The 12,724-nt window shown below is 45.5% G+C and carries 6 protein-coding genes, 2 tRNA genes and 3 rRNA genes; 1 reads left to right on the top strand and 10 read right to left on the bottom strand.

Annotated features, from left to right (window positions below; genetic code table 11):
- Positions 1-36 precede the first annotated feature (36 nt).
- The gene (locus MHH26_RS17325; protein ID WP_060595635.1) at positions 37-1,005 is read left to right on the top strand and encodes a YaaC family protein; all 969 of its coding nucleotides are present in this window, start codon (positions 37-39) and stop codon (positions 1,003-1,005) included.
- 11 nt (positions 1,006-1,016) lie between these two features.
- Here the strand turns inward: MHH26_RS17325 and rrf are convergent.
- From rrf to yaaA, 10 genes are all read right to left on the bottom strand, one after another.
- Positions 1,017-1,132, bottom strand: a 5S ribosomal RNA gene (gene rrf, locus MHH26_RS17320).
- Positions 1,133-1,193: 61 nt separating this feature from the next.
- Positions 1,194-4,124: ribosomal RNA gene (locus MHH26_RS17315) — 23S ribosomal RNA — on the bottom strand.
- Positions 4,125-4,222: 98 nt separating this feature from the next.
- A tRNA-Ala gene (locus MHH26_RS17310) sits at positions 4,223-4,298 on the bottom strand.
- A 14-nt stretch (positions 4,299-4,312) separates the two neighbouring features.
- Positions 4,313-4,389: transfer RNA gene (locus tag MHH26_RS17305), tRNA-Ile, on the bottom strand.
- Between the two features lie 95 nt (positions 4,390-4,484).
- Positions 4,485-6,033 (bottom strand): 16S ribosomal RNA (locus tag MHH26_RS17300).
- The 16S, 23S and 5S rRNA genes sit together here with 2 tRNA genes alongside, the layout of an rRNA operon.
- Positions 6,034-6,396: 363 nt before the next feature.
- Entirely contained in the window at positions 6,397-8,901 is a 2,505-nt protein-coding gene (gene gyrA / locus MHH26_RS17295) for a DNA gyrase subunit A (protein ID WP_066031458.1), read from the bottom strand.
- A 232-nt stretch (positions 8,902-9,133) separates the two neighbouring features.
- Complete coding sequence (gene gyrB / locus MHH26_RS17290) at positions 9,134-11,050, bottom strand: DNA topoisomerase (ATP-hydrolyzing) subunit B (RefSeq protein ID WP_034660746.1); 1,917 nt, start codon at positions 11,048-11,050, stop codon at positions 9,134-9,136.
- A 57-nt stretch (positions 11,051-11,107) separates the two neighbouring features.
- On the bottom strand, positions 11,108-11,353 hold the full coding sequence (gene remB, locus MHH26_RS17285) for an extracellular matrix regulator RemB (RefSeq protein ID WP_008360920.1): 246 nt from the start codon (positions 11,351-11,353) through the stop codon (positions 11,108-11,110).
- Between the two features lie 17 nt (positions 11,354-11,370).
- Positions 11,371-12,483 (bottom strand): DNA replication/repair protein RecF, encoded by a 1,113-nt coding sequence (recF, locus tag MHH26_RS17280; protein ID WP_106031706.1) that lies wholly within the window; start codon positions 12,481-12,483, stop codon positions 11,371-11,373.
- 16 nt (positions 12,484-12,499) lie between these two features.
- Positions 12,500-12,715, bottom strand: coding sequence for a S4 domain-containing protein YaaA (yaaA, locus tag MHH26_RS17275; RefSeq protein ID WP_003215257.1), 216 nt, complete (start codon positions 12,713-12,715; stop codon positions 12,500-12,502).
- Positions 12,716-12,724: the final 9 nt, after the last annotated feature.

The raw sequence follows: 12,724 nt of genomic DNA, 5'->3' as shown, positions 1-12,724 counted from the left end.
AATTTTTAGAAAATATAAAGAGAGTTGAGGAAGAAGATGAAAAGTTCAGGATGGAAGGATTTAAAACGTTTTTACTCACTCGAAACTTCCCAAAAGTTTCTATATCAACAATATGAGAAACGAAGCATTCAAGATGCAAACCAGCAAGCCTATAAAAACTGTGAACGGTTTATTTACTTTTTAAAGCATGGCCATACGTTCTATGAACAGGCAGCTATCGCTCCACTCGAACTGAAGCCGATTTTATTGTTTTATGGAATGGCTCAGTTGCTAAAGGCATGTTTACTGACAGTTGATCCTCACTATCCTTCTCAAACCTCTGTTTTGGCCCACGGCGTAACATCGAGAAAGAGAAAGAAGCAGCACTACCGTTTTAGTGAAGATGAAGTGAAAATTCAGCGAAATGGACTATGCATGCATGTGTTAAAGCATCTATTTCATTTAAATGGTCTTGAAGATGAGCGATTTACGATGATTCATCTCCTTTCAAAGATACCTGAAATGAGTCATATTCTGGAGTTTCAAAAGCAGCCCTCGACATTAGTTAAAGTGGAAAAGGTTAATGGGATGATGATTCAAGATCATATTCCATTGCTTTATAACATGTCTGCTGAACGCTTTATTGAATACTTTGAGTTCCATACAAGTTGGAAACTCAAGCAAAGAGAAGCCAAAAAGCTGACGTTTGATGTAGCTCTAGAAGAAAATCCAGCGCTCGCTACTCATCTACATTATGATTTAGAAATGGATCAATGGTTTATTCCGTCAACTCGTGATTCATTTTTAGGGATTCCTGAGATCATCAGCCATTACTTATTAATGTATAACCTCAGTATGATTGCCCGCTACGAAACTGAATGGTGGTACGAGCTGCTGTCTCAATACATTAGTGATGATTACGTCATGATTGAACGCTACATGGAGATTGCCGAAGAGAAGTTCCCAGCTTATATCATGATGCTGTTAGAAGAAAATACAAAAAAGACCAGTTCCGTATGGAACTGATCCTTAGAAAAGCTTGGCGGCGTCCTACTCTCACAGGGGGAGACCCCCAACTACCATCGGCGCTGAAGAGCTTAACTTCCGTGTTCGGTATGGGAACGGGTGTGACCTCTTCGCTATCGCCACCAAACCTGATGGAGAGAATGTTCTCTCAAAACTAGATAACAATGTTCAAGCTTCACATTAGAATATAGGTTAAGTCCTCGATCTATTAGTATCTGTCAGCTCCACGTGTCACCACGCTTCCACCTCAGACCTATCAACCTGATCATCTTTCAGGGATCTTACTTCCTTGCGGAATGGGAAATCTCATCTTGAGGGGGGCTTCATGCTTAGATGCTTTCAGCACTTATCCCGTCCGCACATAGCTACCCAGCGATGCCCTTGGCAGAACAACTGGTACACCAGCGGTGCGTCCATCCCGGTCCTCTCGTACTAAGGACAGCTCCTCTCAAATTTCCTGCGCCCGCGACGGATAGGGACCGAACTGTCTCACGACGTTCTGAACCCAGCTCGCGTACCGCTTTAATGGGCGAACAGCCCAACCCTTGGGACCGACTACAGCCCCAGGATGCGATGAGCCGACATCGAGGTGCCAAACCTCCCCGTCGATGTGGACTCTTGGGGGAGATAAGCCTGTTATCCCCGGGGTAGCTTTTATCCGTTGAGCGATGGCCCTTCCATGCGGAACCACCGGATCACTAAGCCCGACTTTCGTCCCTGCTCGACTTGTAGGTCTCGCAGTCAAGCTCCCTTGTGCCTTTACACTCTGCGAATGATTTCCAACCATTCTGAGGGAACCTTTGGGCGCCTCCGTTACATTTTAGGAGGCGACCGCCCCAGTCAAACTGCCCACCTGACACTGTCTCCCTGCCCGATAAGGGCAGCGGGTTAGAAGGTCAATACAGCCAGGGTAGTATCCCACCGATGCCTCCACCGAAGCTAGCGCTCCGGTTTCCAAGGCTCCTACCTATCCTGTACAAGCTGTACCAACATTCAATATCAGGCTGCAGTAAAGCTCCACGGGGTCTTTCCGTCCTGTCGCGGGTAACCTGCATCTTCACAGGTACTATAATTTCACCGAGTCTCTCGTTGAGACAGTGCCCAGATCGTTGCGCCTTTCGTGCGGGTCGGAACTTACCCGACAAGGAATTTCGCTACCTTAGGACCGTTATAGTTACGGCCGCCGTTTACTGGGGCTTCAATTCGCACCTTCGCTTACGCTAAGCGCTCCTCTTAACCTTCCAGCACCGGGCAGGCGTCAGCCCCTATACTTCGCCTTACGGCTTCGCAGAGACCTGTGTTTTTGCTAAACAGTCGCCTGGGCCTATTCACTGCGGCTTCTCGGGGCTTTAACACCCTAAGAAGCACCCCTTCTCCCGAAGTTACGGGGTCATTTTGCCGAGTTCCTTAACGAGAGTTCTCTCGATCACCTTAGGATTCTCTCCTCGCCTACCTGTGTCGGTTTGCGGTACGGGCACCTCTCACCTCGCTAGAGGCTTTTCTTGGCAGTGTGGAATCAGGAACTTCGCTACTAAATTTCGCTCGCCATCACAGCTCAGCCTTTACGGGAAACGGATTTGCCTATTTCCCAGCCTAACTGCTTGGACGCGGATATCCAATACCGCGCTTACCCTATCCTCCTGCGTCCCCCCATTGCTCAAATGGTGAGGAGGTGGTACAGGAATATCAACCTGTTGTCCATCGCCTACGCCTTTCGGCCTCGGCTTAGGTCCCGACTAACCCTGAGCGGACGAGCCTTCCTCAGGAAACCTTAGGCATTCGGTGGACGGGATTCTCACCCGTCTTTCGCTACTCATACCGGCATTCTCACTTCTAAGCGCTCCACCAGTCCTTCCGGTCTGACTTCACAGCACTTAGAACGCTCTCCTACCACTGTTCGTAAGAACAGTCCGCAGCTTCGGTGATACGTTTAGCCCCGGTACATTTTCGGCGCAGAGTCACTCGACCAGTGAGCTATTACGCACTCTTTAAATGGTGGCTGCTTCTAAGCCAACATCCTGGTTGTCTAAGCAACTCCACATCCTTTTCCACTTAACGTATACTTTGGGACCTTAGCTGGCGGTCTGGGCTGTTTCCCTTTCGACTACGGATCTTATCACTCGCAGTCTGACTCCCAAGGATAAGTCATCGGCATTCGGAGTTTGACTGAATTCGGTAACCCGGTAGGGGCCCCTAGTCCAATCAGTGCTCTACCTCCGAGACTCTTACCTTGAGGCTAGCCCTAAAGCTATTTCGGAGAGAACCAGCTATCTCCAGGTTCGATTGGCATTTCACCCCTACCCACACCTCATCCCCGCACTTTTCAACGTGCGTGGGTTCGGGCCTCCATTCAGTGTTACCTGAACTTCACCCTGGACATGGGTAGATCACCTGGTTTCGGGTCTACGACCACGTACTCATGCGCCCTATTCAGACTCGCTTTCGCTGCGGCTCCGCATCTTCTGCTTAACCTTGCACGGGATCGTAACTCGCCGGTTCATTCTACAAAAGGCACGCCATCACCCATTAACGGGCTCTGACTACTTGTAGGCACACGGTTTCAGGATCTATTTCACTCCCCTTCCGGGGTGCTTTTCACCTTTCCCTCACGGTACTGGTTCACTATCGGTCACTAGGGAGTATTTAGCCTTGGGAGATGGTCCTCCCGGATTCCGACGGAATTTCACGTGTTCCGCCGTACTCAGGATCCACTCTGGAGAGAACAACATTTCAGTTACAGGGCTGTTACCTTCTTTGGCGGGCCTTTCCAGACCTCTTCGCTTATATCGTTCCTTTGTAACTCCGTATAGAGTGTCCTACAACCCCAAGAGGCAAGCCTCTTGGTTTGGGCTGTTCCCGTTTCGCTCGCCGCTACTCAGGGAATCGCATTTGCTTTCTCTTCCTCCGGGTACTTAGATGTTTCAGTTCCCCGGGTATGCCTTCTCATACTCTATGTATTCAAGTATGGATACTACTCCATTACGAGCAGTGGGTTTCCCCATTCGGAAATCTCCGGATCAAAGCTTGCTTACAGCTCCCCGAAGCATATCGGTGTTCGTCCCGTCCTTCATCGGCTCCTAGTGCCAAGGCATCCACCGTGCGCCCTTTCTAACTTAACCATTTCTTACTTTAGAAAGAATCACTATGTGTGATGAACTTTGCATTGCATTCAATGTGAATGTATTACTTATTGTTATCTAGTTTTCAAAGAACACGTTGGTGGAGCCTAGCGGGATCGAACCGCTGACCTCCTGCGTGCAAGGCAGGCGCTCTCCCAGCTGAGCTAAGGCCCCGATTTAATAGAAGATGGTGGGCCTGAGTGGACTCGAACCACCGACCTCACGCTTATCAGGCGTGCGCTCTAACCAGCTGAGCTACAGGCCCATCTTTCATATCGAAGATATGATGTTGTAGGATCTTTTGCAAGTTCCTTCAAAACTAAACAAGACGAAAACGCACGCTGCTCCATATATCCTTAGAAAGGAGGTGATCCAGCCGCACCTTCCGATACGGCTACCTTGTTACGACTTCACCCCAATCATCTGCCCCACCTTCGGCGGCTGGCTCCATAAAGGTTACCTCACCGACTTCGGGTGTTGCAAACTCTCGTGGTGTGACGGGCGGTGTGTACAAGGCCCGGGAACGTATTCACCGCGGCATGCTGATCCGCGATTACTAGCGATTCCAGCTTCACGCAGTCGAGTTGCAGACTGCGATCCGAACTGAGAACAGATTTATGGGATTGGCTAAACCTTGCGGTCTCGCAGCCCTTTGTTCTGTCCATTGTAGCACGTGTGTAGCCCAGGTCATAAGGGGCATGATGATTTGACGTCATCCCCACCTTCCTCCGGTTTGTCACCGGCAGTCACCTTAGAGTGCCCAACTAAATGCTGGCAACTAAGATCAAGGGTTGCGCTCGTTGCGGGACTTAACCCAACATCTCACGACACGAGCTGACGACAACCATGCACCACCTGTCACTCTGTCCCCGAAGGGAAAGCCCTATCTCTAGGGTTGTCAGAGGATGTCAAGACCTGGTAAGGTTCTTCGCGTTGCTTCGAATTAAACCACATGCTCCACCGCTTGTGCGGGCCCCCGTCAATTCCTTTGAGTTTCAGTCTTGCGACCGTACTCCCCAGGCGGAGTGCTTAATGCGTTAGCTGCAGCACTAAGGGGCGGAAACCCCCTAACACTTAGCACTCATCGTTTACGGCGTGGACTACCAGGGTATCTAATCCTGTTCGCTCCCCACGCTTTCGCTCCTCAGCGTCAGTTACAGACCAGAGAGTCGCCTTCGCCACTGGTGTTCCTCCACATCTCTACGCATTTCACCGCTACACGTGGAATTCCACTCTCCTCTTCTGCACTCAAGTTTCCCAGTTTCCAATGACCCTCCCCGGTTGAGCCGGGGGCTTTCACATCAGACTTAAGAAACCGCCTGCGAGCCCTTTACGCCCAATAATTCCGGACAACGCTTGCCACCTACGTATTACCGCGGCTGCTGGCACGTAGTTAGCCGTGGCTTTCTGGTTAGGTACCGTCAAGGTGCGAGCAGTTACTCTCGCACTTGTTCTTCCCTAACAACAGAGCTTTACGATCCGAAAACCTTCATCACTCACGCGGCGTTGCTCCGTCAGACTTTCGTCCATTGCGGAAGATTCCCTACTGCTGCCTCCCGTAGGAGTCTGGGCCGTGTCTCAGTCCCAGTGTGGCCGATCACCCTCTCAGGTCGGCTACGCATCGTCGCCTTGGTGAGCCATTACCCCACCAACTAGCTAATGCGCCGCGGGTCCATCTGTAAGTGACAGCCGAAACCGTCTTTCATCCTTGAACCATGCGGTTCAAGGAACTATCCGGTATTAGCTCCGGTTTCCCGGAGTTATCCCAGTCTTACAGGCAGGTTACCCACGTGTTACTCACCCGTCCGCCGCTAACATCCGGGAGCAAGCTCCCTTCTGTCCGCTCGACTTGCATGTATTAGGCACGCCGCCAGCGTTCGTCCTGAGCCAGGATCAAACTCTCCGAAAAAGTACAAAACCGAAGTTTTGTTTTTCGCCAGTTTGACTGACTACCTATGATGTTTCATAGGATTTTTTTATAAAAACTCGAATTAACAGGTACGTTTTGTCTTGTTTAGTTTTCAAAGAACTTGTGTGTCACTCTCTTAAAGCGACCACTTAAATATATCATGTATCTCTATCAACAGTCAACACTTTTCTTAAAAAACATTTTGTTTTTTTAAGAAGTTTTTACTGAGAATGAGATAAAAAATAGAGCCTCTTTTTGCTCCTTTGAAAGATTAACACATATCTATGAAAAAAGCATTATAAATTTCAAAAAAAATGATGTTTTTCAAAAAAAAATAAAGCCGGTGAAGAACCGGCTTCATTTTTACTCAGATTGCTCTTGATCTGACTCTATATTTTCTACGTTCTCTTCACTAATCTCTTCATCGTCTTCTTGTGATTGTTCAACTAATGCCACTGTAGCGACATGTTCCTCATCACCGAGGCGGATTAGGCGGACACCTTGAGTGACTCGACCTGTTGTCGAAATGTCAGAAACGGCCATACGAATGATTACACCGCTTCCTGTAATAATCATCAAGTCTTCTTCGGCTTCAGCATTAGTTGCCTTCACTGTGACAAGCGGACCATTGTTATCAGTGATTTTGCACGTTTTAAGACCTTTACCTCCACGACTTTGAACACGGTATTCTTTTTCAGGGGTTAGTTTGCCATATCCTTTTTCAGTTACAATCAATACGTTTGCATCTGGCTCAAGGATTTCCATACCCACGACAATGTCATCTTCGGAAAGTGTGATACCTTTCACTCCAGCTGCCGTACGTCCCATTTCACGAACATCTGTCTCGTCAAAACGGATCAGCATCCCCTTTTTCGTTCCAATGATGATTTGTTTTTCTCCATTGGTTAAACGAACAGCCATCAGTTCATCTTCGTCACGAAGACTGAGTGCAATAAGACCGTTGTTTCGAATGTTAGCAAACTGAGACAATGTCGTCCGTTTTGATACACCGTGTCTTGTTGTAAAGAAGAGATACGAATTTTCATCAAATTCGCTTACTGGAATAATGGCGTTAATCCATTCTCCCTTTTCTACTTCAAGAAGGTTAATGATCGGAATCCCTTTCGCTGTCCGTCCGAATTCAGGAATCTCATACCCTTTCGCACGATAAACCTTCCCTTTATTAGAGAAGAAAAGAATCGTATCGTGGGTCGATGTTGAAATCAACTGTTCAACGAAATCATCTTCGTTGGTTCCCATTCCTTGGACACCTTTACCGCCTCTTTTTTGACTGCGGTATGTTGATGCAGGGAGACGCTTGATATAACCATTATGCGTCAGCGTAATCACGATGTTCTCAACAGGAATCAAATCTTCGTCTTCAATTGTTTCAATACCCGCTGTCACAATTTCAGTCCGGCGCGTATCATTGAAGCGTTCTTTAATTTCTGTTAATTCTTCTCTAATGATTTCAAGTACTTTCTCATTGTCTGCTAAAATGGCTTTTAATTCAGCAATCAAATCAACAAGTCCTTTATATTCATCTTCTATCTTTTCTCGTTCTAGGCCAGTCAAACGCTGAAGTCGCATATCAAGAATGGCCTGTGCCTGTTTTTCAGACAAGCTATAGTTTTCCATCAAACCATTTCTCGCAATTTCCGCAGTTTGAGAGCCTCTAATTAAAGCAATGACTTCATCTAAGTGATCAAGTGCAATTCTGAGGCCTTCTAAAATGTGTGCTCTTGCTTCTGCTTTACGCAGCTCATACGCCGTTCTTCTGCGAATGATCACTTTTTGATGCTCTAGATAATACTCAAGACATTGTTTGAGGGACAAGACTTTCGGCTGTCCATCAACAAGTGCTAATAAGTTGATACCAAATGACGTTTGAAGTGTCGTTTGTTTATAAAGATTGTTTAATAGAACATGGACGTTTGCGTCTCTTCGCAGTTCAATGACAATACGCATACCATTACGATCTGATTCATCACGCAAATCTGTAATGCCATCAATCTTTTTATCACGCACAAGATCAGCAATTTTTTCAATCAAACGGGCTTTGTTGACTTGGTACGGGATCTCATTGATAACAATGCGCTGTTTACCGCTAGATGTTTCCTCAATATTCGATTTTGCTCTTAATGTAATAGAGCCGCGCCCTGTTTCATACGCCTTTCGAATACCACTTCGGCCAATGATTTGACCTGCTGTTGGGAAATCTGGCCCTGGGATGATATCCATAAGCTCCTGTGTTGTCATTTCCGGGTTTTGACTGATGGCCAATACCCCATCAATCACTTCACCTAATTGGTGCGGCGGAATATTGGTCGCCATTCCTACAGCAATTCCTGTCGCTCCGTTGACCAATAAGTTCGGGAATCTTGCAGGCATCACCATTGGCTCTCTTTCACTGCCATCATAGTTATCTTGATAATCAATGGTATCCTTTGTGATATCACGGAGGATTTCCATAGAAATCTTCGATAGACGTGCCTCGGTATAACGCATCGCCGCTGCTCCGTCTCCATCGACTGAACCAAAGTTTCCATGACCATCAACTAACATATAACGATAGTTGAAGTCTTGCGCCATACGAACCATTGCTTCGTATACAGCGCTGTCACCGTGAGGGTGATACTTACCGATAACTTCCCCAACGATACGTGCAGATTTCTTAAATGGTTTATCACTTGTCATACCTAGGTCATTCATCGCATACAAAATTCTTCGATGCACGGGCTTTAATCCGTCTCGCACATCTGGTAATGCACGCGACACAATCACACTCATTGCATAATCTAAAAAGGACGTACGCATTTCTTGACTAATATTCACTTCGCGTACATTTGGTGTATGTTGTTCACTCACTATAAGAACCTCCCTTTACGTATCACATGAAATAAATTATGTGGGAGTAAAATATGTATTTATCTTCACAAGACTATTCTCCATTATATCAATAATCTCGTCTTTATACACATTTATTTACTAGAAAATCAACGAAAACACGGAAAAACAGGACATTGGTTATACGCCCCTATTTCTTGAAAAACAACCTTATTCCAAACAAGAAATAAGGTTGTTCTCAGTAAGGATCTATCTAAATATCGAGGTTTTTCACGTATTGCGCGTTTTCTTCGATAAAGTTTCTTCTCGGCTCTACTTTATCTCCCATGAGCATTTCAAATGTCTCATCAGCATCGATCGCATCCTCAAGTGTGACTTGAAGAAGTGTTCTCGCATCAGGGTCCATTGTTGTTTCCCAAAGCTGAGTAGCATTCATCTCTCCAAGACCTTTATAACGCTGAAGTCCAGGTTTTGGTGTTTGAGGAAGTGTTTTTAACAGCTCATCTAGCTGTTTGTCGTTATACACGTACTCAACACGTTTTCCTTGCTGCACTTTATATAAAGGCGGCTGTGCAATATACACATAACCGTTTTCAATAATTTCACGCATGTAGCGATAGAAGAATGTTAAAAGCAGCGTTCGAATGTGCGCTCCATCCACATCGGCATCCGTCATGATTACAACTTTGTGATAGCGAGCTTTCTCTAAAGTGAAGTCTTCTCCGATTCCAGTTCCTAATGCTGTAATCATTGAACGAACCTCGTTGTTCGATAGAATTTTATCTAGTCGCGCTTTTTCAACGTTTAGGATCTTCCCTCTTAACGGTAAGATCGCTTGGAAGTGACGATCACGGCCTTGCTTAGCAGATCCGCCCGCAGAATCTCCCTCTACGATATAGAGTTCAGAGATGGAAGGGTCTTTAGAAGAACAGTCCGCCAGTTTCCCCGGTAAGCTGGAAACTTCCAGTGCACTTTTACGTCTTGTCAGCTCACGTGCCTTTTTGGCAGCCATTCTTGCACGAGCTGCCATCACACCTTTCTCCACAATTTTCTTTGCAGCATCAGGATTCTCTAAGAGGAATTTCTCAAGTGCTTCAGAGAAAAGGGAGTCGGTAATGGTTCTTGCTTCTGAGTTCCCAAGCTTTGTCTTCGTTTGTCCTTCGAATTGAGGATCTGGATGTTTGATGGAGATAATGGCTGTTAAGCCTTCTCGCACATCTTCACCGCTCAAATTCGAGTCTCCATCTTTGAATACGCCATTCTTACGAGCATAATCATTGATAACACGCGTCAAACCTGTTTTAAAGCCTGCTTCGTGCGTTCCGCCTTCATACGTGTTGATATTGTTGGCGAAGGAATAGATGTTGCTTGTATAGGAATCGTTATATTGTAATGCCACTTCAATCGTGATTCCGTCTTTTTCACCTTCGATGTAAACGGGTTCTTCATGAACAACTTCTTTTGAGCGATTTAAATGTTCTACATAGCTCTTAATACCGCCTTCATAGCAGTATTCATTTCGTCGTTCTTTACCTTCACGTAAATCTTCAATAATGATGTTTACACCTTTTGTTAAGAAAGCTAACTCACGTACACGGTTGGCAAGTGTGTCGTAATCAAATTCAATGGTTTCAGTAAAAATTTCTGGATCTGGCACAAAATGAGTGGTTGTCCCTGTAACATCTGTTTCACCAATGATCTCTAAATCTCCAGCTGGAACACCGCGTTTGAATTGTTGATAATGAATTTTCCCGTCACGATATACGGTCACGTCTAAGGTCGTAGATAACGCATTAACAACAGATGCCCCTACGCCATGCAGACCGCCAGATACTTTATAACCGCTGCCGTCAAATTTACCGCCAGCGTGAAGAACAGTCATAATGACCTCTACAGCAGGACGCCCCATTTTCTCATGAATCCCAACCGGAATCCCGCGGCCATTATCTTTCACTGTAATGCTATTATCCTTTTCAATTTGCACCGTAATATCTGTGCAATATCCAGCTAAAGCCTCATCAATACTGTTGTCGACAATTTCCCATACAAGATGGTGAAGTCCTTTTGCACTGGTTGACCCGATGTACATTCCTGGACGTTTTCTAACAGCTTCTAGTCCTTCGAGCACCTGTATCTGATTTTCATCATAACTATTATGTTGCTGTTCCATTGCCACGTACATTCACCTACACTTTTCTTAAACGATATATTTATATGAATTGAGCTTTTAGACTTCAATTTCAATCACAAATGAAGCACGTTTTTTGAGCGTGCTTGAGGAAAGAGGAGAGTAATAAACAGATTCAGTTGTGACGACGATGGATTTGGGTGTTCCTTGTGATAACGAAATGATTTGTTCTTCTTGTTTTTGGAGAAACTCTTCTACAACAGAAGACGACCTCATTTTGTAATCAACAATTGCGACAATCTCTCGTGTAGAAACAACACAATCATCACCTAAATGAATATACAAGACTCACACCTCATTTATCAGTCAATTACTTTTCCACTGGCTACTCTGAAAATTTCCGCTTCTTTCAAGGTGGCGTGATCGATGCCTTCAACACTTGTTGTGGTGACGAAGGTCTGTACACGTCCCTGAATGGTATGGAGCAAATGAGACTGTCTGTAATCATCAAGTTCAGATAAAACATCATCGAGTAGAAGAATGGGATATTCTCCGATTTCTTCATGTATCAGGTCGATTTCTGCCAGCTTTAGTGAAAGAGCTGTTGTTCTTTGCTGCCCTTGAGAGCCATATGTCTGAACATCCCGACCATTCACAAAGAAAAGAAGGTCATCTCTGTGAGGCCCCCACAGTGTCACTCCTCGGTCTATTTCTCTGTCTCTTAGTTTCTGAAACGATTCATCATAGCTATTCTTTATTTTCGACAAGTCTGACGCTTCTGATACCTCTATCGCCGTCTGGTATTGGAGCGTGAGTGTTTCTAGCTCTCTAGAAATGCCAAAATGCAACGGCTGCGCCCATTTCTCGAGCTGTTTCGTAAAAGTCAGTCGTCTTTTGACAACTTTCGCTGCCGCATCAATCAACTGCTCTGTTAAAACCTCCAGCATCGCTTGATCCGTTTGCTTTCTTGTCTGCAATTGTTTCAAGTAATGATTCCGCTGAGAGAGGATTTTTTGATAGAGCGATAAATCATGCAAGTAGACAGCCGAAACTTGTCCAATCTCCATATCGAGGAATCTTCTGCGGATTTGCGGGCTGCCCTTCACAAGACTTAAGTCCTCTGGTGCAAACATGATGGTGTTTAACGCACCAACATAATGACTGAGCTTCTGTTGTTCAATGTGATTGACCTTTCCCTTTTTCCCTTTTTTTGAGATCACGAGCTGCATTGGGAGTGGACCATTTTTTTTGATGACTCTACCTTCTATTTTAGCATAGTCTTGGTCCCATCGGATAAGTTCTTTATCATTTGACGTACGATGCGACTTTGCCATCGACAATACATAGATCGCTTCCATCAAGTTCGTTTTACCTTGGGCATTCTCACCGATCATGACATTCACCTTGTTGTCGAATTGAAGCTCGGTGTGTTCATAGTTTCGGTATGAAGTTAACGCCAGACTTTGAATGTACATGTATTGTCACCCGTTTCTAATTCACAACTTGAAATGTGCCATAACCTTCTATCTCGACAACATCTCCTGGGTATAGTTTGCGTCCCCGTCTATTATCTGGCTCTTGATTAATGAACACCTCATGTTCACTTAAAAACCATTTCGCCATTCCGCCAGATTGGATGACTTCGGCTAATTTCAAAAACTGCCCTAATGTAATCATTTCTTTCTCAATGGTTATAAGATTAGGCATTATATCGAC

This window comes from Bacillus sp. FSL K6-2839, assembly GCF_038003365.1.
GTDB lineage: Bacteria > Bacillota > Bacilli > Bacillales > Bacillaceae > Bacillus.
The sequence above is the reverse complement of the archived record's forward strand: the minus strand, read 5'-3'. Positions and strand labels throughout refer to the sequence as shown.